Annotated in this window: 16 protein-coding genes; 13 read left to right on the forward strand and 3 right to left on the reverse strand. The window is 73.3% G+C overall.

The window, feature by feature from the left end; genetic code table 11:
• Positions 1-203: 203 nt before the first annotated feature.
• Positions 204-4,886, reverse strand: a complete 4,683-nt coding sequence (locus ABZ272_RS21345; RefSeq protein ID WP_355051681.1) for a DEAD/DEAH box helicase — start codon at positions 4,884-4,886, stop codon at positions 204-206.
• A gap of 178 nt (positions 4,887-5,064) precedes the next feature.
• Between ABZ272_RS21345 and ABZ272_RS21350 the strand changes: the two genes are divergently transcribed.
• The 10 genes from ABZ272_RS21350 to ABZ272_RS21395 all read left to right on the forward strand — a co-directional run bounded on the left by ABZ272_RS21350 (position 5,065) and on the right by ABZ272_RS21395 (position 15,320).
• Complete coding sequence (locus ABZ272_RS21350; RefSeq protein WP_355051682.1) at positions 5,065-5,451, forward strand: hypothetical protein; 387 nt, start codon at positions 5,065-5,067, stop codon at positions 5,449-5,451.
• A 149-nt stretch (positions 5,452-5,600) separates the two neighbouring features.
• Entirely contained in the window at positions 5,601-8,438 is a 2,838-nt protein-coding gene (locus ABZ272_RS21355; RefSeq protein ID WP_355051683.1) for a Na+/H+ antiporter subunit A, read from the forward strand.
• Between the two features lie 55 nt (positions 8,439-8,493).
• The gene (locus tag ABZ272_RS21360) at positions 8,494-8,982 is read left to right on the forward strand and encodes a Na(+)/H(+) antiporter subunit C (protein WP_355051684.1); all 489 of its coding nucleotides are present in this window, start codon (positions 8,494-8,496) and stop codon (positions 8,980-8,982) included.
• Positions 8,979-10,484 carry a Na+/H+ antiporter subunit D gene (locus ABZ272_RS21365; RefSeq protein WP_355051685.1) on the forward strand — a complete coding sequence of 502 codons (1,506 nt, stop codon included), beginning with the start codon at positions 8,979-8,981 and terminating at the stop codon, positions 10,482-10,484. The genes ABZ272_RS21360 and ABZ272_RS21365 overlap by 4 nt, the downstream gene beginning before the upstream one ends.
• Positions 10,481-11,080 carry a Na+/H+ antiporter subunit E gene (locus ABZ272_RS21370; RefSeq protein ID WP_355051686.1) on the forward strand — a complete coding sequence of 200 codons (600 nt, stop codon included), beginning with the start codon at positions 10,481-10,483 and terminating at the stop codon, positions 11,078-11,080. The genes ABZ272_RS21365 and ABZ272_RS21370 overlap by 4 nt, the downstream gene beginning before the upstream one ends.
• Positions 11,077-11,340, forward strand: a complete 264-nt coding sequence (locus tag ABZ272_RS21375) for a monovalent cation/H+ antiporter complex subunit F (RefSeq protein ID WP_355051687.1) — start codon at positions 11,077-11,079, stop codon at positions 11,338-11,340. The genes ABZ272_RS21370 and ABZ272_RS21375 overlap by 4 nt, the downstream gene beginning before the upstream one ends.
• Entirely contained in the window at positions 11,340-11,723 is a 384-nt protein-coding gene (gene mnhG / locus ABZ272_RS21380) for a monovalent cation/H(+) antiporter subunit G (protein WP_355051688.1), read from the forward strand. The genes ABZ272_RS21375 and mnhG overlap by 1 nt, the downstream gene beginning before the upstream one ends.
• Positions 11,724-11,884: 161 nt before the next feature.
• Positions 11,885-13,252: a hemolysin family protein gene (locus tag ABZ272_RS21385; RefSeq protein ID WP_355051689.1), complete on the forward strand. Its 1,368-nt coding sequence runs from the start codon at positions 11,885-11,887 to the stop codon at positions 13,250-13,252.
• Positions 13,249-14,313 carry a hemolysin family protein gene (locus ABZ272_RS21390; RefSeq protein WP_355051690.1) on the forward strand — a complete coding sequence of 355 codons (1,065 nt, stop codon included), beginning with the start codon at positions 13,249-13,251 and terminating at the stop codon, positions 14,311-14,313. The genes ABZ272_RS21385 and ABZ272_RS21390 overlap by 4 nt, the downstream gene beginning before the upstream one ends.
• A gap of 77 nt (positions 14,314-14,390) precedes the next feature.
• Positions 14,391-15,320, forward strand: a complete 930-nt coding sequence (locus ABZ272_RS21395; RefSeq protein WP_355051691.1) for a sporulation protein — start codon at positions 14,391-14,393, stop codon at positions 15,318-15,320.
• 180 nt (positions 15,321-15,500) lie between these two features.
• Here ABZ272_RS21395 and leuE read toward each other — a convergent pair whose 3' ends face one another.
• Together leuE and ABZ272_RS21405 are read right to left on the reverse strand one after the other, a co-directional pair.
• Complete coding sequence (gene leuE / locus ABZ272_RS21400) at positions 15,501-16,172, reverse strand: leucine efflux protein LeuE (RefSeq protein WP_355051705.1); 672 nt, start codon at positions 16,170-16,172, stop codon at positions 15,501-15,503.
• Positions 16,172-17,413, reverse strand: coding sequence for a bifunctional pyridoxamine 5'-phosphate oxidase family protein/GNAT family N-acetyltransferase (locus tag ABZ272_RS21405; RefSeq protein ID WP_355051692.1), 1,242 nt, complete (start codon positions 17,411-17,413; stop codon positions 16,172-16,174). The genes leuE and ABZ272_RS21405 overlap by 1 nt, the downstream gene beginning before the upstream one ends.
• A 34-nt stretch (positions 17,414-17,447) precedes the next feature.
• On the opposite strand from ABZ272_RS21405, the gene ABZ272_RS21410 reads away from it, so the two are divergent.
• The 3 genes from ABZ272_RS21410 (at position 17,448) to ABZ272_RS21420 (ending at position 21,603) form a co-directional block, all read left to right on the forward strand.
• Positions 17,448-18,788, forward strand: a complete 1,341-nt coding sequence (locus tag ABZ272_RS21410) for an aminotransferase class I/II-fold pyridoxal phosphate-dependent enzyme (protein ID WP_355051693.1) — start codon at positions 17,448-17,450, stop codon at positions 18,786-18,788.
• 257 nt (positions 18,789-19,045) lie between these two features.
• A complete protein-coding gene (locus tag ABZ272_RS21415; RefSeq protein ID WP_355051694.1) occupies positions 19,046-19,750 on the forward strand; it encodes a UdgX family uracil-DNA binding protein in 705 nt (234 codons plus the stop codon).
• A 248-nt stretch (positions 19,751-19,998) separates the two neighbouring features.
• Positions 19,999-21,603, forward strand: a complete 1,605-nt coding sequence (locus ABZ272_RS21420; RefSeq protein WP_355051695.1) for an FAD-dependent oxidoreductase — start codon at positions 19,999-20,001, stop codon at positions 21,601-21,603.
• The last annotated feature ends 187 nt before the right edge of the window (positions 21,604-21,790 follow it).

A 21,790-nucleotide genomic window follows, 5' to 3' on the forward strand; every position in this document is an offset into this window, starting at 1 on the left:
ATCAACGTCGCCGGTGCCTGGCACGGCAGAGCTACCCGAATCGCGTGCGGATGCCGCGCGCGAGAGCGGGTCCGCCACACGAGTGGTCGTCACGCAGGGAAGGCCGCGACGCGTGCGGAGACCGGACGCGCGGTCGGCCAGGCGCGCAGGGCGGACGCATCCACGGGTTGAGCCAGCGGCAGACGTAGGCCGCGCGGGTCGGGTCAGCCGCGTAGGCGCAGGCCGCGCGGGGTGGCCCGGAAGCCGGCGGCGGTCAGCGCGTCACGCAGTGGCGACGAGTGCACCGCCTCGCCGTCGGCCCGCTCGACCGACATCGCGCCCAACGCTCCGGAGTGGACGGCGTCGGCCAGCGCCTTACCGGCCGCCGCGAGCGTCTCGGTGTCGTCGGTGAAGGAGAGCAGGGTCCGGCCACCGCGTTCCACGTACAGCACGAGGTCGCCGCCGACCTGCACCACCAGGGCGCCGGCCTTACGGCCCGCCCGGTGCCCGGTCGCGGCGGTGGCCCCGTCGCCGGAGTCGACGACGCGGTCCGGCCACCCGAGCGCCGCACCGTACGGGTTGGCGGGATCGGTGGCCGCCAGGACACTGGCCGGGCCACCCCGACCCCGCGCGCCGTCGGCCGGCTCGGCCAGGGCGCGGAGCCGGTCCACCGCGCCGGGCACCGCGAACTGTGCCGCGCCGAGGCCTTCGACGAAGTAGCCCCGGCGGGCCGCGCCACGCTCCTCCAGCGCCGACAGCACCGGATAGACCGCCGAGAACCCGCCGACCACCTGCTCGGCCATGACCGCGCCCCGGGTGACGACCCCGTGCCGTTCGAGCAGGACGTCGGCGAGGGCGGCGGCCCGCCTGGTCGGGTCGAGATCGCGGTCCGGAAGCCGCGACCAGCGGCCGGCGACGGTCGGTGGGCCACTGCGGGTGGGCAGCGCCACCCGGCCGGGCCGCCGGTAGCGGGTGCGCGGCGCGGACGGGCGCGACCGGTGCGCTCCACCCGCGCCGAGCACCGCCCGCAGCGGGGCGAGCGTGTCGTTGGTGAGGTGCCCGGCCCAGACCAGGTCCCAGATGGCACCGGTCAGCGCGGCATCGTCGGTGCCGCCGGCCCGGTCGGCCAGCGCGCGGAAGAACAGCGCCTGCCCGTCGCCGAGGGCGTCGAGCACCGCGTCGTGCAGCGGGGTACGCGTCAACGCCTCGTCGGGCGGCGGAAGCAGCAGCGGCGCGGAGTCCGCGTACGCCAGGGTGACCCAGCCGTCGCCTCCGGAGATCGCCCCGGAGCCGGCCCAGAGCACCTCCCCGCTGGCACACAGCTCGTCGAGCTGGGCGGGGGAGTAGTCGGCGACCCGGCCGGGCAACACCAGCCGTTCCAGCGCGGACGCGGGCACGGCGGCGCCCTGCAGCTGCTCCACCGTGGCGGCGAGCGCCTCCACACCCCGAGCCGACGAGCCGACCTGCTGCCAGCGGGGCAGGAAGCTGGCGAGAGCCCGCGGTGGCACCGGCTCGATCTCCCGGCGCAGCGCCGCGAGCGAGCGGCGGCGCAGCATCCGCAACACCTCGGCGTCGCACCACTGCGCGCCGGCCGTGTCGGGCGTGAACTCGCCGGAGACGACGCGGCCGGTGGCGGCCAGGCGGCGCAGCGTCTGCTCGACCACGAAGACGCCGAGCCCGAAGCGGGCCGCGCAGGTCGCGGCGGCGAACGGGCCGTGGGTGCGGGCGTACCGGGCCACCAGGTCGCCCAGCGGGTCGACCACCGGGGCGAGGTACGCCTCGGCCACCCCGACGGGCAGCGCCACGCCGAGCGCGTCGCGCAGCCGGGCGGCGTCCTCGATGCCGACCCAGCGCTGCTCGCCGGCGATCCGTACCCGCAGCACCCGGCGGGCGGCCTCCAGCTCGCTCAGCCAGCCCTCCGGCACGCCCCGCTCGGTCAGCTCGACGTCACTGAGGTCGCCCAGCACCCGCAGCAGCTCGACCACGTCCTCCGCGTCGCGCGGGCGGCGCTGCTCGGTGAGCCAGCGCAGTTGCCGGTCGGTCTCGGCGAGCACCTCCGGATCCAGCAGCTCGCGCAGGTCGACCCGGCCGAGCAGTTCACCGAGGAGCGTGGAGTCCAGGGCCAGGGCGGCGGCCCGGCGCTCGGCGAGGGGGGCGTCGCCCTCGTAGAGGAACGCGCCCACGTAGCCGAAGAGCAGCGACCGGGCGAACGGCGACGGCGCGCTGGTCTCCACCTCGACCAGGCGGACCTTGCGGGCCGCCAGGTCGCGCATCAGGTCGGCCAGCGCCGGCTGGTCGAAGACGTCCTGGAGGCACTCCCGGGCGGCCTCCAGGGTGACCGGGAAGTCGGCGTACTCGCGGGCGACGTCGAGCAGTTGCGCGGCGCGTTGCCGCTGCTGCCACAGCGGCTGGCGGCGGCGTGGGTCGCGGCGGGGTAGCAGCAGCGACCGGGCGGCGCACTCCCGGAACCGGGCGGCGAAGAGCGCGGAGGTGCCGACCGACTCCTGCACGAGCTGGGCGATCTCGTCGGGCTCGAAGACGACCACGTCGGCGCCGGGTGGCTCGTCGGCGGTGTCCGGGAGGCGTACCACGATCCCGTCGTCGGAGGGCATGACCTGGGCGTCCACCCCGTACCGCTCGGCCAGCCGGCGGCCCACGGCGAGGGCCCAGGGCCCGTTGACCCGCGCGCCGAGGACGCTGTGCACGGCGAGTCGCCAGTCGCCCAGCTCGTCACGGAAGCGCTCGACGACGACGGTCCGGTCGTCGGGCAGGGAGCGGGTGGCCTCCCGCTGGTCGCGCAGGTAGGCCATCAGGTTGGTGGCGGCCCAGTCGTCCAGCCCACCCTCGCGCAGCGTGGCCAGCGCCGCCTCGTCACTCTGGCGCAGCAGCGTGCGGACCCGCGCGCCGATGGCCCGGCCCAGTTCCACCGGGCGGCCGAGCTGGTCGCCCTTCCAGAACGGCATCCGCGCGGCCTGACCCGGCGCGGGGGAGACCAGCACCCGGTCGGGGGTGATCTCCTCGATGCGCCACGAGGACGAGCCGAGCAGGAAGACGTCGCCGACGCGCGACTCGTAGACCATCTCCTCGTCCAGCTCGCCGACCCGGGCGGCCCGCTCGGCACCAGCCAGGAAGACCCCGAACAGGCCCCGGTCGGGGATCGTGCCGCCGCTGGTCACCGCCAGCCGTTGCGCGCCGGGGCGACCGGTGAGCTGGTCGCTGGCCCGATCCCAGACCAGTCGGGGACGCAGCTCGGCGAACGCCGTGGACGGGTAGCGACCGGAGAGCATGTCCAGCACGGCGTGCAGGGCCGAATCGGGAAGCTCCGCGAAGGGCGCGGCCCGCCGGACCAGCACCGCCAGGTCACCCACCTGCCACGGCTCTAGGGCCACCATCGCGACGATCTGCTGCGCCAGGACATCGAGGGGGTTACGCGGGTAGTGCAGCTCCTCGATCGCGCCGTCGGTCATCCGCTCGGCCACCACCGCGCAGGACAGCAGGTCGCCCCGGTGCTTGGGGAAGACCACACCCCGGGACACCGCGCCCACCTGGTGCCCGGCGCGCCCGACGCGTTGCAGGCCGGAGGCGACGCTCGGCGGGGCCTCGATCTGCACCACGAGGTCGACCGCGCCCATGTCGATGCCCAGCTCCAGGCTGGAGGTCGCCACCACCGCCGGGAGCTGGCCGGACTTGAGCGCCTCCTCGATGTGTTTGCGCTCCTCCCGCGAAACGCTGCCGTGGTGCGCGCGGGCGATCACCGGAGCGGCACCGACCGCCGCGCCGGACTGCGCCATCACCTCGGCCGGGGGCCGGCTGCGCGCCGGGCCGGCGGGGCCACCCCACCGCTGCGCGCCGGTCGCCGGGCCGTCGTCGGCCGCCGGCTCGTCGACCGACGACGACCCCGGGGGTACGACGATCGCGCCCTCGCCCGACGTGGAGGCGATCGCGGCGGTGGCCACCTCCTCGGCGGCCAGTTCGTTGAGCCGTGCGCACAGGCGCTCGGCGCTGCGGCGGGAGTTGGTGAAGACGATGGTGGAGCGGTGCTGCCCGATCAGCGAGAAGACCCGCTCCTCGACAGCCGGCCAGATCGAGGCCCGGCGCGGCCCGGGCCCGCCGAGGGCGTCCTCGGGTGGCTGCTCCTGCTCGTCGAGCCGGGTCATGTCCTCCACCGGCACCTGCACGCTGACCTCGATCGTCTTCGCCGTGGGCGGCTGCACGACGTCGACCGGCCGGGCACCGCCGAGGAAGCGGGCGCAGGCGTCGATCGGCCGGACGGTGGCGGAGAGGCCGATCCGTTGTGCCGGCGTGGGCAGCAGCTCGTCGAGGCGTTCCAGGGAGAGGGCGAGGTGCGCCCCGCGCTTGCTGCCGGCCACCGCGTGGACCTCGTCGACGATCACCGTCTGGACGCCGCGCAACGAATCCCGGGCGGCCGAGGTCAGCAGCAGGAACAGTGACTCGGGTGTGGTGATGAGGATGTCGGGTGGGGTGCGGGCGAAGGCCCGTCGCTCGTCGGCCGGCGTGTCACCGGTGCGCATCCCGACGGTGATGTCCGGTGGCGGTACGCCGAGCCGGGTGGCCGCCTGCCGGATGCCGGCCAGCGGCGCGCGTAGGTTGCGTTCGACGTCGACGGCGAGGGCCTTGAGCGGGCTGACGTAGAGCACGCGGCACCGCTGGCGTGCCTCGGTCGGCGCGGGCTCGCGGGCCAGCCGGTCCAGCGACCAGAGGAAGGCCGCGAGCGTCTTGCCGGAGCCGGTGGGCGCCACGACCAGGGCGTTACGGCCGGCCGAGACCGACTGCCAGGCGCCGGTCTGGGCGGCGGTGGGAGCGGCGAAGGCGGCCTCGAACCAGGCGCGGGTGGCGGGACCGAACCCGTCCAACACCTCGCCGTTACCCGCGTCTGCCCCGCTCACCGATCCATCGTGCCCCGCCGGTACGACAACGACGAACGACCCTCGGTGGATCGTGCCACGCGACGTGGAAATTGCGCCTGATGCACCTTTAATACGTTAAGTCTCACTTAACTGCTTGCTTGTGAGGAGCAACATAAAGTAACTTCACCCGCAACGCGAATCGGGTGGGAGGGATCGGATGACCGGCGAGCCGCGACACGTCGAGCCCGGCACCGATGTGTTGATCCGCAAGGTCGACAGTCACCTCGCCACGCTCCGCGGCGGTCTGCACGGGCCCGAGCTGGAGCTCGCCGAGCGTCTCGCCGGCTGCCTGCGGGAGCTGGTCGTCTCCACCGCCCAGGCCAGCGCCGCCGACCGGGGTCAGGTCCGCGTCGCCGTGCACTACTTCGTGCTGCGCCGGGAGAGCCGGGGCCGGTTGCTCTCGATGCGGTCTCTCGCCGTCGCGGAACGGGTCGTCGCCAAGGTCGCCCGCCAACTCGGTCGCGTCGACCTACTGGCCGACCTGCGCCGAGGTCGTCAGGATCTCGACGACGCGCTGCCCGTCGGCGACGCCCTGCTGCGCTGACCGCCGGCGCTGGCGACCGCTACTGATCGCACATTGCCCCCCATAGCGGAGCAATTCCGGTAAAACCGCCCGTTGGGCGTGGATCTGGCGTCTGATCGCTGAAGACACCACCGCTGTACGGGTGTCGGCCACCTCGATCGGGAGCGCGAGTGCTGGTACTGCTCATCCTCCACCTCGTGGCGGCCCTCGTCGCGCCGCTTCTCGTCCGGTGGTGGGGTCCGCGCGCATGCTATCCGCTGGCGCTCGCGCCGGCCGCCGCGTTCGGCTGGGCGCTGGCCCGTACCCCGGCCGTCGCGCACGGCGGCGCGGTCGTCGAGACGTACCCGTGGATCGGGCAGTTGGGCCTCGACATCGCGCTGCGCGTCACCACGCTGTCCTGGCTCATGACCCTGCTGGTCGGCGGCGTCGGCGCGCTGGTGCTGGTCTACAGCGCCCGGTACTTCGACGCCGGCTCCCCCGGGATGGCCCAGGTCGCGGCCGTCCTGGTGGCCTTCGCCGGCGCGATGCTCGTCCTGGTGTTCGCCGACGACCTGCTGCTGCTCTACGTCGGCTGGGAGTTGACCACGATCTTCTCGTACCTGCTGATCGGGCACAGCACCGAACGCCGGGCCAGCCGCTGGGCGGCGGCGCAGGCGCTGACCGTCACCACGCTGGGCGGGCTGGCCATGCTGGTCGGGTTCATCCTGCTGGGCGAGCACGCCGGGAGCTACCGCTGGTCCGAGATCGCCGCCCACCCGCTGCCCGGAGGTGGCTACCTCGTCACCGCGGTGCTGCTGATCCTGGCCGGGGCGCTGTCGAAGTCGGCGGTGCTCCCGTTCAGCTCCTGGCTGCCGGTCGCGATGGCGGCGCCCACCCCGGTCAGCGCGTACCTGCACGCGGCCGCGATGGTCAAGGCCGGCGTCTACCTGGTCGGGCTGCTGGCGCCGGTGCTCGCCACGGTGGGTCCGTGGCGACCGCTGGTCCTCAGCGCCGGGGTGGCGACCATGCTCGTCGCCGGTTGGGCGGCGCTGCGACAGAACGACCTCAAGCTGCTGCTCGCGTACGGGACGGTCAGCCAGTTGGGCCTGCTGGTCGCGGTGACCGGCTCGGGCACACCGGACGCCGCGTTGGCCGGCACGGCGATGCTGCTGGCGCACGCCCTGTTCAAGGCGGCGCTGTTCCTGGTCGTCGGCGTCATCGACCACGGCGCCGGGACCCGTGACCTGCGCGAGTTGTCCGGACTGCGCCGCTGGTCCCGGCCGTTGTTCGTGGTCGCGGTGCTGGCGGCGGCGTCGATGGCGGGCGTACCGCCGCTCGTCGGGTTCGTCGCCAAGGAGGCGGTGTTCGCGGCGTTCACCAGCGACCCGGTGGTCCTCGCCGGGCTGGTCGCCGGAACGGTGCTCACCGTCGCGTACAGCGCCCGCTTCCTCTGGGGCGCGTTCGCCGACCGGCCCGGCGTCGAACCGGTGCCACCCGCGCCGGTCGCCGCGTCGATGCTGCTCCCACCGGCGGTGCTCGCCGTCGTCGGGCTGCTCGCCGGCCCCGCCGCAGGCGTGCTCGACGGTCTGCTGAGTCCGTACGCCGAGCTGCTGGGGACCCTCGACGCGCACCTGACGCTCTGGCCCGGACCCACCGCGGCGCTCGGTCTGTCCGTGTTGGCGCTTGCCGGCGGCATCCTGCTCTTCGCGCTGCGCGGGCCGCTCGCCCCCGCGCTGGCCCGGCTCCGGTCGCCGGTCGGCGGCAATCAGGGGTACGAGTGGGTCGTGGGCCGGTTCGACCGGTTCGCCATCGGGGTCACCGGCGCGACACAGCGCGGCTCGCTACCGCAGTACCTCGGCATCATTCTCGTCACCCTCGTACTGCTGCCCGGTGGGGCGATGCTCGTCGCCGCGCCGTGGCGGGCCCGGCTCCCGCTCTGGGACAACCCGCTGCAACCGGTGGTCGTGGTGGTCATCGCGGTGGCCGCGCTGCTCGCGGTCGGCGCTCGTCGGCGGTTGACCGCGATGCTGCTGGTCGGCGTCACCGGCTACGGCACCGCGATGCTGTTCATCCTGCACGGCGCACCGGATCTGGCGCTCACCCAGTTCCTGGTGGAGACCGCGACCATCGCGGTGTTCGTGCTGGTGCTGCGCCGCCTGCCGCAGCGGTTCTCGGCCCGGCCGCTGCGCCGCAGCAGGTGGACGCGTCGGGCGATCGGCGTGGCGATGGGCGTGGTGGCCGGCGGGCTCGCGCTCGTCGCGGCCGGCGCCCGCCGCGCGCCGGACATCTCCACCGTCTTCCCGGCCCTCGCCGTGGGCGAGGGGTACGGCCGCAACGTGGTCAACGTGACCCTCGTCGACATCCGGGCCTGGGACACCATGGGGGAGGTGTCGGTGCTGGTGGTGGCCGCGACCGGGGTGGCCAGCCTGATCTTCGAGCGGTCCCGTACCGGGCCGAGGCCGCGCCGGCCGGAGTCCGCCGCCGCCGGGACGCTCGGGTCCGACCGCCCGGTCTGGTTGCGGGGTGGCCCGACCCTCTACGAGGAGCAGCGGTCGATCGTCCTGGAGGTGGTCACCCGACTTATCTTCCACACGGTGGTGCTGTTCTCGCTGTTCCTGCTCTTCTCCGGGCACAACGCGCCGGGCGGCGGGTTCTCGGGCGGCCTGGTGGCCGGGCTCGCGCTGGTCGTTCGCTACCTGGCCGGCGGCAGGTACGAGCTGACCGACGCCGCCCCGGTGGGGGCCGGACTGATCCTCGGCGCGGGGCTGGCCCTGGCGGTGGGTACGGGCGCGGTGGCGCTGCTGGCCGGTGGATCGGTGCTGGAGAGCGCGAAGCTCGACGTGTCCCTCCCGCTGGTCGGCGACGTCCACCTGGTCACGTCGCTCTTCTTCGACATCGGCGTGTACCTGATCGTGATCGGGTTGCTGCTGGACATCCTGCGCAGTCTCGGCGCCGAGGTGGACCGACACATCGAGGCCACCGGTACGGAGAGCGGCGGTCTGGCCATCGACAAGGGCGGACGGCCGTGAGCGCGAGGAGTGAGCCGGGTTTGCGAGCCCCGCAGTCGCGAACAGAGGTGGCGCAGTGACGGCGGGTGGCGCCGGGCCCACGTTGGTGCTGGTGCTCGCCGTCGCGGCGCTCGTCGGGTGCGGGGTGGTCCTGCTGCTGGAGCGCAGTCTCACCCGGATCCTGCTCGGCGTCATCCTGCTCGGCAACGGTGTCAACCTGCTGATCCTGCTGGGTGGCCGCTCGGGTGGCGCTCCCGTCGTGGGCACCGGCCCGGTGGACCGGATGAGTGACCCGCTGGCCCAGGCGATGGTGCTGACCGCGATCGTGATCACGTTCGGGTTCACCGCGTTCCTGCTCGCCGTGGCGTACCGGAGCTGGTATCTCACCGGCGACGACGAGGTGCCCGACGACCTGGAGGACCGCCAGATCATCCGTCGCGCGGAGGACCACGGGGTGGGCGCGGTCGACCGTGGCGGTGAGGGTTCGAACGGCGATCCGGAGCAGGTCGACCCGGAGCCGGCCCGCCGCCGACTCCGACGTGGCCAGCAGGACGACGCGTCGTGAGCCGGCTCCTGCCCCTGCCGGTGGTGGTGCCGCTGCTCGGCGCGGCGCTGACCCTGCTGCTGGCCGACCGGCCCCGGGTGCAGCGTACGGTCAGCGTGCTCTGCCTGGCGGTGACGTTCACCGTCGCGCTAGTGCTGCTGGTGCAGGCGTACCGGCACGGGCCGGTGGTGCTCGCGGTCGGTGGGTGGCCGCCACCGGTCGGCATCGTGCTGGTGGCCGACCAGTTGGCCGCGCTGATGCTGGTGGTGTCCTCGGCGGTGACCCTGTGCGTGCTGGTGTACTCGATCGGCCAGGGTCGCAGCGAGACCAGCGAGAGCGCGCCGGTGGTCATCTTCCACCCGACCTACCTGGTGCTCACCGCGGGCGTCACCAACGCGTTCCTGGCAGGCGATCTGTTCAACCTGTTCGTCGGCTTCGAGATCCTGCTGGCGGCCAGCTTCGTGCTGATCACGCTGGGCGGCACCGAGACGCGCATCCGCACCGGATCGACGTACGTGGTGGTCAGCGTCCTCTCCTCGATGATCTTCCTGGCCGGGGTGGGACTGGTGTACGCGGCCACCGGCACGCTCAACATGGCGCAGCTCGCCCAGCGTCTCGACGACCTGCCGGACAACGTCCGCGTGACCCTGCAACTGATGCTGCTGCTCGCGTTCGCGATCAAGGCCGCGGTCTTTCCGCTGTCGGCCTGGCTGCCGGACAGCTATCCCACCGCTCCGGCCCCGGTGACCGCCGTGTTCGCGGGGCTGCTCACCAAGGTGGGCGTGTACGCGATCATCCGTACCGAGACGTTGCTCTTCCCGGGTGGCCAGGTCGACGACCTGCTCATGGTCGTCGCCGGCCTGACGATGGTGGTCGGCATCCTCGGCGCCGTGGCGCAGTCGGACATGAAGCGGCTGTTCTCGTTCACCCTGGTCAGCCACATCGGCTACATGATCTTCGGGGTGGCCTTGAGCACCGCGGCCGGGCTCGCCGGGGCGATCTTCTACGTGGTGCACCACATCACCATCCAGACGACCCTGTTCCTGGTCGCCGGGTTGGTCGAGGAGCGCGCCGGCAGCACCGACCTGCGTCGTCTCGGCGGACTGGCCCGGGTGGCGCCCCTGCTGGGCGTCCTCTTCTTCGTCCCGGCGATGAACCTCGCCGGGGTGCCCCCGTTCTCCGGGTTCCTCGGCAAGCTCGGTCTGCTCCAGGCCGGGGTGGCGGCCGGCGGGGCGCTGCCCGCGACGCTGGTGGCCGCCGGGACGCTCACCAGCCTGCTCACCCTGTACGTGGCCTCCCGCGTGTGGAACATCGCGTTCTGGCGGGCGCCCCGGATCGCCACCGACGAACCGACCGTCCGGCTGCCCGCCCTGACGGTCGGCGCGACCGTCGCACTGGTCGCCCTGGGAGTGTCGCTGACCGTGCTGGCCGGCCCCCTGTTCGACGTCACCGCCGACGCGGCCACCGACCTGCTCTCGCGTACGCCGTACGTGCGCGCTGTCCTGCCCGGTGACGTGCCGTGACGAACCCGCGTGGCGCGCCCCCGACGGACGCCGCCAGGGGAGGTCGGCTCGGGCGTTGGCGGGACCAGACGCTGGCGCTGGGCTGGTTGGTGCTCGTCTGGAACCTGCTCTGGGGTGAGATCAACCTGGCGAACATCATCGGTGGCCTGCTGGTGGGCGGCGCGGTCCTGCTGTTCTTCCCCCTGCCGGCGGTCACCTTCGGCGGGCGGCTGCGCCCGGGGGCGCTGCTGGCGTTCGCCGGTCGGTTCGTCGTCGAACTGGTCACCGCGAGCCTGCACATCGCCCGGATCGCCGTGCAACCCGGCTACCGGCCCCGCGGCGCGATCATCGCCGTCCCGTTGCGGGTGCGTACGGACCTGAACCTGGCGCTCACCGCCGAGGCGGTCTCGCTGGTGCCCGGGACGCTGATCCTCAAGGTGGATCGCGAGCCCGGGGTGCTCTACCTGCACGTGCTGGACACCCACGGCCCGGCGGACCTGGCGCTGGCCCGGGACCGCACCCTCGAGGTCGAACGACGCATCGTCCGGGCGGTGGGCACCGCGGACGAACTGCGCCGCGTGGAACCCGGTCCCGCCGAGAAGGGAATCGCCCAATGATCACGTTCCTGGCCGTCGTCCTCACCGTCCTGCTGTCGGTGACCACGCTGCTCGTGCTGATCCGGCTCTACCGGGGGCCCTCGCTGCTGGACCGGGTGATCGCGGCGGACATGCTGCTCGCCACCATGGTCGGCGCGGTGGGCGCGGAGGCGGCGGTCAACCGGCACGCCACCACGCTGCCCGTACTGGTGGTGCTGTCCCTGCTCGGCTTCGTGGGCTCGGTCTCGCTGGTCCGCTTCGCCGTCCGGGAGCCCTCCTGATGCCGGGCGTGCTCGCGACGATCGCCGACTGGCTCGGGGCCGTCTGCCTGGTCGCCGGCGCGCTGCTCGCGCTGTGCGCCGGCATCGGCGTGCTGCGCTTCCCGGACGCCCTGTCCCGGATGCACGCGGCCACCAAGCCCCAGGTGCTCGGCGTGCTCCTGCTGCTGCTCGGGATCGCGCTGCGACTGCGGTCCCGGGCCGACCTTGGCATGATCCTGCTGGTCGGGGTCTTCCAGTTGGCCACCGCCCCGGTCGCCGCGCAAATGATCGCCCGGGCCGCCTACCGGTCCGGCCGGCTCGACCGGGGCCTGCTCGACGCGGACGAGTTGGCCGGGACCGAGTCGACCGGCGGGCGGGGCGACGGCCGGTCGCGGCCGGGCTGAACAGGACGTTCGACTCCTTCGGCCCACCCTCAGCGGAGTCCCAGGCAACGCCGATAAAATGACGGCATGATCGACTCCTCTGCCCAGGAGGGCAGCAGTAGCCAGCCGGGTCGTGCCCGGCATATCCCCGTCCCGACGACCCCGGGAGCCCTGAGCGTCCCGTGTTGATCGTCGTCGGTCTTCTTCTCATCATCGTGCTCACCGCCGCCACCGGTTACTTCGTGGCACAGGAGTTCGGCTACGTCGCCGTCGACCGGGGCAAGCTGCGCCAGCTCGCCGACGACGGCGACCAGGCCGCCGCGCGGGCCCTCGCCGTCACCAGCCGGCTCTCCTTCATGCTCTCCGGCGCGCAACTCGGCATCACCGTCACCGCGCTGCTGGTCGGTTACGTCGCCGAGCCGTACCTCGGTGGCGGCCTCGCCGACCTGCTCGGCGTCGCCGGCGTCAGCGAGTCCGTGAGCCTGCCGCTGTCGGTGGCGCTGGCCCTGGTCATCGCCACAGTCGTGCAGATGGTCCTCGGCGAGCTGGCGCCCAAGAACCTCGCCATCGCCCGGGCCGTACCGCTGGCCCGGGCGCTGAGCCGGTCCACGCTCTTCTACCTGGCCATCGCCGGTCCGGTGATCCGGCTCTTCGACCGGGCGTCGGTCCGGTTGCTGCGCCGGGTCGGCATCGAGCCGATCGAGGAGCTGCCCAGCGGCGCGACCCCCGCCGACCTGGAACAGATCATCGCCGAGTCACGCGAGGAGGGCAGCCTGGACGCCGAGATGTCCACGCTGCTCGACCGGGGGCTCGACTTTCGTGAGCTGACCGCCGGCGAGGCCATGGTGCCCCGGGTCGACGTGCACACCGTCCGGGGGCACGAGCCGGTGAGCCGGGTGGTCGAGCTGCTGGACACCGGCCACTCCCGCTTCCCGGTCCGTGGCGCGGAGGGCGTCGACGACCTGCTCGGCATCGTGGGCATCGCCGACGTGCTCGGCGTACCGCCCGCCGAACGGGCCACCACCCCGGTCAGCGCGGTGGCCGGCCCGCCGCTGCTCGTACCGGAGACCCTGCCCCTGCCCACGGTGCTGGACCGCCTGCGCTCCGGGCACCGGCAGATGGCCTGCGTGGTCGACGAGTACGGCGGTTTCGCCGGCGTGATCACCCTGGAGGACATCGCCGAGGAGCTGGTCGGTCCGATCCGGGACGAGGACGACCCGCCGGAGCGGGCGCCCGCCCGTCAGGAGGACGGCTCCTGGGTGGTGCCGGCCCGCTGGCGGATCGACGAGGTCGCCGACAGCACCGGCATCGCGTTGCCCGAGGCCCCGGAGTACGACACGCTCTCCGGGCTGGTCATGCGGGAGCTGGGCCGGGTGCCCGAGGTCGGCGACCGGCTGGAGATCAGCCTGCTGCCTGAGGGCGTCGAGGCCGAGGAGGGCGAGGCGGAGCCCCGGGCGCTGGTCGAGGTGCTGGCCGTGGACCGGCACGTCGCCGACTCGGTACGGCTGCAACTCAGCGACCGTGGCGAGCGGCGCGAGGTGTCCGCATGAGCCCCGGCATCGCGTTGATCAGCTCCGGCGTCCTGCTGGGGCTGAACGGGTTCTTCGTGGCCGCCGAGTTCGCCCTGGTGGCCAGCAAGCGGTACCGGTTGGAGCAGGCGGCGGCCACCGGTGGCCGGGCGGCACGGGCCGCGCTGGACGGCGTCCGCGAGTTGTCGCTGATGCTGGCCGGTGCGCAGCTCGGCATCACCCTGTGCACGCTGGGGCTCGGCGCGCTGGCCGAGCCGGCGATCGAGCACCTGGTCAGCCCGCTGCTGCACGTGGTGGGGCTGCCCGACGCGGCCAGTCACGTGGTCGCACTGGTCTTCGCCCTCGGGTTGGTGACCTTCCTACACCTGGTGGTGGGGGAGATGGCGCCGAAGTCGTGGGCGATCACCGACGCCGAGCGGTCGGCGACGCTGCTCGCGTTGCCGTTCCGGGCCTTCGCCCGGGTGTCCCGCCCGGTGCTGTCGGCGTTGAACGCGCTGGCCAACGCGATCCTGCGGCTGGTCGGCGTCAACCAGCAGGACCAGCTCGCCCAGGTGCACGGCCCGGACGAGCTGCGGATGCTGCTGGAGCAGTCCCGCGAGCACGGGCTGCTCGGCGCGGAGCAGCACCAGCTGCTCACCAGCATGCTCGAGTTGCAGGGCACGTCGGTGGCACAGGTGATGGAGCCGTTCGCCACCATGGTCACGGTCCGGCGTGACGACCCGGCCGAGCGGATCGAGCAGGTCAGCCGGGACAGCGGCCGGTCACGGCTGGCGGTGCTGGACGCGGGCGGCGACGTCTGCGGTCTGGTGCACGTCCGGGAGGCGGTACGGGCGGTCACCACCGGCCGGGCCGCCATGGCCGGTGAGCTGATGACACCGGCGTTCACCCTGCCGGCGACGTCCTCGGTCACCGAGGCGGTGGCCGCGATGCGCGCCCGACAGTCGCAGCTCGCGCTCGTCCGCAACGGGGGTGGCCCGGCCCGCCCGATCGGCTTCGTCGCCCTGGAGGACCTGTTGGAGGAGGTCATCGGCGAGTTCGACGACGAGACCGACACGGTGCCGCGCGGCCGCCGACTCCGCTAGGACCGCACTTTCCGGAAGTTCCGGGTGATCCCCCGCCAGGTCGGCGACAGTTGAGGTGACCTGGCGGGGGGCGCGCGATGCGGTTGACGGGGGTGTCTCGGGAGTCCGGCTGGACCGGGCTGTCCGTACAGACCACGCTTGGAAACCCGAGCACCCGTCCGGGCCTGCGCCTGCCCGGCCGGGTGACTCTCGCCGCCGGCCCGGACGACGTGCTCGTACGCCACATCCGGCTCGGCCTGGTCACGACGGTCGAGCCGGACGACCCGGCGGCCCCGCGACGCCTCATGCAGTTCTTCCAGCTTCCGATCGCCGGGCGGTTCGTGGTCCCGGCGGGCCGCCGCCGGGCGGTCGACTTCGCGTTGCCGCTGCCGTGGGAGACCCCGGTGACCACCTTCGGCGGGGTGCCGCTGCTCAGTCTGCGGATGGGTCTGCGGACCGAGGTGTCCGTCGACCCGGACCTGGACCAGGGCGCCATGGTGCCGGTCTTCGTGCACCCGGTCCCCACCCAGCAGCACGTGCTGGCGGCGCTGGACACGCTGGGCTTCTCGATCCGCCAGGCCGGGCTGGTGGAGGGCGGCCTGCCCGGGGTGGAGCACGCTCTACCGCTGCACCAGCGCTGGGGCTACTGGGTGGGGCCGCTCTACGCCGGCCCGATCACCGAGCTGGAATTGATCTTCGTGACGAACTCGGTGGGCCTCGAGGTGATCACCTGGATGGACCGGAAGCTGGCCCTGGCCGGGATCACCCATCAGAGCATCAGCCGGTTCCGGATCTGGCACGCCGACGCCGGGCAGCGGGACTGGGTCGCCACGGTGGACGGCTGGCTGCGCCACGCCATCAACCGCCACGCGGCGGCCGCCGCCCACGCCGACTGGTCCGCCCAGATCGGCCATTCCGCCCACGTCAGCCGCCATCCCGACGCCCCGATCAAACCCGGCTACGGCCTGGGCGGCACCGCAGGAGGGGCCGGGGTCGGCGGCGGCTCCGGCGGAGGCGACGGCACCTGACCGCGCACCGATCTCGCCCCCCGCCCCCCGAGCCCCGCCCGCGCCCCGCGATCTTGCACTTTCTGTTGTCGCAAAACGCGTTGAGAGGTGCAAAACGACAGCAGAAAGTGCAAGATCGCGGCGACTTCGGCGCGGAGACCTACGGCAAGGCGCGGAAGGCTGCGGGCGGGGCGGGCGGGGTCAGCCCGCGCTGGCGGTGGCTAGTTTGAGGCTGAAGGCCAGGAAGAGCGTTGCCACCGCCGTGGTGCCGCCCACCGCGAGGCGACGGCGGCGGCGGAACTGGGCCGCGAGGAACGTCCCCGCGAAGATCAGCGCGGTCAGGTAGAGCGCGCTGGTGACCTGGGCGATCAGGCCGAGCAGCAGGAACGACAGCGCCGGCCAGGCGTACCCGGGGTCGACGAACTGAATGAAGAACGAGATGAAGAAGAGGATCGCCTTCGGGTTCAGCAGGCTGATCACCAGCGCCTTGCGGAAGGGGCTGCGCAGCTGCGCCGGCTCCGCGGCGTCGATGAGCCGCGGCGTGGTCGGATCGTTGCGGTCGCGCCAGCGCCGCCAGGCGCCGCGCAGCATGGTCAGCCCGACATAACCGAGGTACGCCGCACCGGCGTACTTGATCACCAGGAACAGCGGTGGGTACGCCTTGAGCAGCGACGCCACCCCGGCGGCGGAGAGGACCATCAGCACCCCGTCGCCGACGAACACCCCGCCCGCCGCCCGGTAGCCGGCCCCCACGCCCCGCTTGGCGGCGGTGGAGAGCACGAAGAGCGAGTTCGGCCCGGGCAGCAGGATGATGGCCACGGTGCCCAGCACGTACGTCCAGATGTCGGTGATCCCCAGCACGCCCGCCATCATCACGCCGCCGGTGTCGTCCGGCGAAGTCTTTTCCGCAGCGTGGCCTGTGCGTTCGGCCACTCGTCGACGGTCATCGCGTACTGGACCGTGTCCCGCCACGAGCCGTCCGGACGCTGGCGGTGCATCCGCAGCACCCCCTCCCGGGTCGCGCCGAGTCGTTCGATGGCCGCCTGGGAGCGTGCGTTGCGGATGTCGGTGTGCCAGGCCACCCGTACCGCGCCCAGCTCGTCGAAGGCCCGGCCGAGCAGCAGCAGCTTGGCCTCGGTGTTGATCCCGGTACGCCACCACGGGCGGCCGAGGAAGGTGTGCCCGATCGCCACCGACCGCCGTTCCGGGTCGATCTCGTAGTACGACGTGCTGCCGACCACCGTTCCGGTCGCCGCGCAGCGCTGCACCCAGGGCACCCGTTCGCCGCTCTGCTGGGCGGCCAGCGCGGCGGCGATCACCGCGGCGGTCCCGGCCGGCTCGGTGGGCCGCGGAACGGTCAGGTGCCGCCAGACGTCGTCGTCGGCGGTGGCGGCGTGCAGGTCGTCGGCGTGTGCCAGGTCCAGCGGTTCCAGTCGGACGTGCTCGCCGCTCAGCGTCGCCGGGTCGTGCCAGGGAGTACGGATCGTCCGCAGGTACGCCGGCAGCGGCGCGGTGACCCCGGCGGCGGGCTCTGGCAGCCCGGCGGTCATCCGCAGCGGCAGGACGCCGGCCCAGTGCGGCAGGTGCAGGTCTGCCTCGTCCTCCCGGACGCCGCCGGTGCGCGACCGGACGGACACCTCGCGCAGCGGCAGCGCCAGCACGGCGGTCTCGGCCAGCTCGCGCCGGTTCGGCGGGCGACTGGCCGTGCTGCGGCCCGCGCCCACCTTCTCGACCAGCGCGGTGAACACGGCGCTCTTCTCCTGCGCGTCGGTGACGAGTCGCGCGGTGCCGAGCGCGACCACCGAGCGGTAGTTGGCGCTGTGGTGGAACTGGGAGCGGGCGTACACCAGCCCGTCGAGCAGCGTCACCGCGACGCAGACGGCCAGCCCGTCGCCCCGGGCGGCGAGCAGGGGGCGGCTGCCGGTGGAGCCGTGCAGGTAGAGGGTGTCGCCGATGCGGACGTGCAGGGTGGGCAGGACGCGGGGCTCGCCGTCCACGGTGAAGCCGAGCGCGCAGTGGTACGCCTCGTCGAGGACGGCGTGCGCCGCCTCGCGGTCGTAGCTCATCCGCTCGCGGGAACGGGTGGCGGTGGTCCGGGCGGTGGGTGGATACATGCGCGCCCCTTTGTTCTAGTACAATCTCTTGTTTGTGTCAGCACGCTACCAGTTCACCGGGACGACGGCCGCCACGATTTCGGCCAGCATCGAATCGGGCATCCGTGCCGGAGCTCTGCCACCCGGCGCGGCCCTGCCGCCGGTCCGGGCCCTCGCGGCCGACCTCGCCGTCAGCCCGGCGACCGTCGCCCGCGCCTACCAGGAGCTGCGCCAGCGTGGCGTGCTCACCACCGCCGGCCGGCACGGCACCCGCGTCCGCCCACGCCCACCGGTGGCCGCCCGTCGCTCCGCGCTGCGCCCCGCGCCCCTGCCCGGAGCGCGTGACCTGTCCCGGGGCGAGCCCGACCCCCGGCTGCTGCCCCCGATCGGTCCGCACCTCGCCGCGCTCGCCGCCGACGCCGGCCCGCCGATCGGCTACTCGCAGGCCGGGGTGCTCCCGGAGCTGGCCGAGCTGGCCCGCGCCCGGCTGCGCGCCGACGGCGTACCCGCCGACGACCTGACCCTCACCGGTGGCGCGCTGGACGGCATCGAACGCCTCCTCGGCGCCCACCTGCGCCCCGGCGACGCGGTCGCGGTGGAGGACCCCGGCTGGGCCAACCTGCTCGACCTGGTCGCCGCCCTCGGGCTGCGCCCGATCGGCGTGCCGGTGGACGACGAGGGGCCGCTCACGGCCGGGGTGGCGGCCGCGCTGACCGCTGGCGCGCGGGCGCTGGTGGTCACCAGCCGCGCCCAGAACCCGACCGGCGCGGCCGTCTCCGCCGTCCGCGCCGAGGAGCTGCGCGCGCTGCTCGCCGGGCGGCGGGACCTGCTGCTCATCGAGGACGACCACGCCGCCGAACTGGCCCGCGTACCCCTGCACCCGCTCGCCCGCACGACCGCGAGCTGGGCCTTCCTGCGGTCGGTGAGCAAACCCTTCGGCCCGGACCTGCGACTGGCGGTGCTGGCCGGCGACGAGACCACCGTGGCCCGGGTGACCGGCCGGACGCGGGTCGGCGCGGGCTGGGTGTCCACCGTGCTGCAACGGCTGGTGTTGGCCCTGTGGCGGGACCCGGCGGTCGACGACCTGGTGGGCCGTGCGGCGCAGAGCTACGAGCTGCGACGCGCGGGTCTGGTGGCCGCGCTCGCCGAGCACGGCCTGACCGCCCACGGCCGCAGCGGCATCAACGTCTGGCTGCCGGTGCCGGACGAGACCAGCGTGGTCACCGCGTTACGTGACGCGGGCTGGGTGGTGGCGCCCGGCGCGCTCTACCGGATCGCCGCGCCGCCCGCCGTGCGCGTCACCGTCAGTTCCCTGGCCGTGGAGGACCTGACACCCCTGGCCGTCGCCCTGGCCCGCGCCACCCGTCCCGACCCACCCACCGGTTTCGCCACCTGACCCGTGCCGTCCTCCGCAGGAGGTTTGCCGGGTCCGTGGCGGGTATGCGCGCCGGTGGAGGTGGCTGACATGGCTTCAGGCGGCAATCGAGGGCTCTGGATCGGGGTCGCGGTCGCGGTCATCGTGATCATCATCGTGCTGATCGCGCTCGCGTCGTGTGGTGGCGGCGGAGGTGGGGGCGGGTACTGACGGGGACCGTCGGATCTCCCCCGGGGCGTATCCGGCAGGGCCTGCCGAACAGGTATATAACAGTCGGCATGGCCGAGCAGACCGACGCCGCCCCCGGCGCCCAACGGTTCATCCCTCCCGATGCCGACACCATCGACGAGTTGCGGGCGGCCTCGGGTGGCTGTCGTGGCTGCGAGCTGTACCGGGATGCCACGCAGACCGTCTTCGGGCGAGGTGACGAGAGCGCCCGCATGGTGCTCGTGGGCGAGCAGCCCGGCGACATGGAGGACCAGAAGGGTCTGCCCTTCGTCGGTCCCGCCGGTCGGCTGCTGCGCAGGGCCGTCGACGACGCCGGCCTCGACCCGGCCGCGCTGTACCTCACGAACGCTGTGAAGCACTTTCGTTTTGAGGCGCGCGGCAAGCGGCGCATCCACCAGACGCCGGACCGGATCCACATCGAGGCCTGCCGCCCCTGGCTGGTCGCCGAGTTCGCCCGGCTCGACCCGGCGGTCGTGGTGGTGCTCGGCGCCACCGCCGCCAAGGCGCTGCTCGGCCCGTCCTTCCGAGTGACGAGGCAGCGCGGCGAACTGCTGCCCTGGCCCGCGTCGGCCCAGCACCCCGAGGACTTCCAGCGGGTCCCGGTGGACCGCGCCGGCGCGGTGGCCGACGCTCCGCCGACCCGGCTGCTGGCGACCATCCACCCGTCCGCGGTGCTGCGCGCCGACGACCAGGACGCCGCGTACGAGGGGCTGGTCGCTGACCTCACCGTCGCCGCCCGCGCCCTCGCCGGATAGCCGCGCGGCGCCGTCGCGCCCGTTCGCCTCCGGCGGGGGCGTCAGCCGGCGGTGTCGGAGTAGACCTCGACGTCGTAGAGCAACTGGACGTCGCGGCGGCCGTTCGTGACGCCGACGAAGACCGGGCACCGTCCGGAGGGTCTCCACGGCGCTCAGAAGACCGGATACCTACTGGAAACCGCGTTGCGTGAACGGTGTAACACGCCCTCCACAGACTCACGTGAGTCGATCTTGTAGGGGAGGCGTTCATGAGTGATCAGACGCAGTCGACGGTGAGCCGGCGTGGATTCCTGCGCGCGGTCGGGGTCAGCGGCGGGGCCGGCGCGATGCTCGCCACGATGGGCGCCATGGGTCTCGCGCCCAGCGCCGCCGCGTCGCCGACCCCGGCCTTCCGGGCGCCGGAACCGTCCGACTTCACGCTGTCCGGGCGGCCGGGCGCCAGCGTCGTCGTGCTGGGCGGCGGCATCGCGGGGCTGACCGCCGCGTACGAGCTGGGCAAGGCGGGTTACCACTGCACGGTCCTGGAGGCGCGGCACCGCGTCGGCGGGCGGAACCTGACCATTCGGGGCGGCGACGTCGAGACCGACCTCGACGGCCACACCCAGCGGGCCGGCTTCTCCGACGGCGTCTACTTCAACGCCGGGCCGGGGCGGATCGCACAGTGGATGGTCACCATGGACTACTGCCGGGAGCTGGGCGTACCCGTCGAGGTCTTCACCAACCAGAACGCCGACGCCTGGATCTACAACGAGTCCGCCGGGATGACCGAGCCAATCCGCTACCGCACCGCCAAGGCCGACGTCTACGGCTACGTCTCGGAGATGCTCGCGAAGGCCACCGACCAGGGCGCGCTGGACGCGCGACTCACCACCGAAGACCGGGAGCGACTGCTGTCGTTCCTGCAGAGTTTCGGCGCGATCGGCGGGCGGGCCAGCGACTGGGCGTACACCGGGACCAGCCGACGCGGCTTCTCCACGTACCCCGGCGCGGGTAACGACGTCGGCAGCCTGCTCGGTGCGCCGCCGGCGCTCTCCGACGTCTTCGCCAGCAACGTGGGCCGGTACTTCTCCTTCGAGTTCGGCTACGACCAGGCGATGCTGATGTTCCAGCCGGTCGGCGGGATGGACCAGATTCCCCGTGCCCTCGCCAAGGCCGTGGGCGGGCACCGGATCCGCCTCAACGCCGAGGTGACCGGAGTGACGGACCGGGGCAGCCGGGTCGAGGTGACCTATCGCCAGGGCGGCCGGCTGTCGCAGCTCACCGCCGACTACTGCGTGGCCGCGCTGCCACCGCACCTGATGGCCCGGGTGCCGCACAACCTCGGCGTCGACGTGACCGCCGCCCTGGCCGACTTCCCCGTCACCGCCGCCGGCAAGATCGGTCTGGAGTACCGCAGCCGCTGGTGGGAGACCGACCAGCGGATCTACGGCGGCATCACCGAGACCGACCTGGACCTGTCGCACATCTGGTACCCGTCCTACGGCTTCCACGGCAAGCGGGGCCTGGTCGTCGGCTACTACAACACCGGGGCGAACGCCCGGGCCTACAGCGGGCTCACCCCCGAGCTGCGCCAGGAGCGGGCGGTCAGCCAGGGCGTGAAGATCCACGGTGACAAGTACCGCAGCGAGCTGGTCACCTCGTACTCGCACGCCTGGGACCGGACCCGCTACATCGAGGGCGCCTGGACCTCGCCCCGGTACGGCACCGCCGGATACGACCGGCTGCTCCAGCCGGCCGGGCGGGTCTACTTCGCCGGGGACTGGCTCAGTCACGAGGTGGCCTGGCAGCACGGCGCGTTCGTGGCGGCCCGCGCGGCGGTGTCGTCCCTGCACCAGCGGGTGATGACCGCCTGACCGACGGACCCGCGCGAAGATCGACGCCGCGAAGATCCGCGCAACATCGGGGAAACTGCTGCTTCCCGGCGCGCCGAGACAGCAACTTCCCTGAGCTAGTTGCATCCTGTTTGTGCTGGTGGGTGGGTGTTGACGTGGTGGTGTGGGGTGTTTTCGTGCTGGCCGAGGGCTTGTTGATCTTTGGTGT

It is taken from the genome of Micromonospora sp. NPDC005979, from assembly GCF_040614415.1.
Classification (GTDB): domain Bacteria; phylum Actinomycetota; class Actinomycetes; order Mycobacteriales; family Micromonosporaceae; genus Micromonospora.

Bases quoted from the DNA above. Each gene is read 5' to 3' on its own strand.
- ABZ272_RS21415 (WP_355051694.1), top strand. From the start codon at position 19,046: ATGGCCGAGCAGACCGACGCCGCCCCCGGCGCCCAACGGTTCATCCCT.
- ABZ272_RS21350 (WP_355051682.1), top strand. From the start codon at position 5,065: ATGACCGGCGAGCCGCGACACGTCGAGCCCGGCACCGATGTGTTGATC.
- ABZ272_RS21420 (WP_355051695.1), top strand. From the start codon at position 19,999: ATGAGTGATCAGACGCAGTCGACGGTGAGCCGGCGTGGATTCCTGCGC.
- ABZ272_RS21395 (WP_355051691.1), top strand. From the start codon at position 14,391: ATGCGGTTGACGGGGGTGTCTCGGGAGTCCGGCTGGACCGGGCTGTCC.
- ABZ272_RS21390 (WP_355051690.1), top strand. From the start codon at position 13,249: ATGAGCCCCGGCATCGCGTTGATCAGCTCCGGCGTCCTGCTGGGGCTG.
- ABZ272_RS21375 (WP_355051687.1), top strand. From the start codon at position 11,077: ATGATCACGTTCCTGGCCGTCGTCCTCACCGTCCTGCTGTCGGTGACC.
- mnhG (WP_355051688.1), top strand. From the start codon at position 11,340: ATGCCGGGCGTGCTCGCGACGATCGCCGACTGGCTCGGGGCCGTCTGC.
- ABZ272_RS21405 (WP_355051692.1), bottom strand. From the start codon at position 17,413: ATGTATCCACCCACCGCCCGGACCACCGCCACCCGTTCCCGCGAGCGG.
- leuE (WP_355051705.1), bottom strand. From the start codon at position 16,172: ATGATGGCGGGCGTGCTGGGGATCACCGACATCTGGACGTACGTGCTG.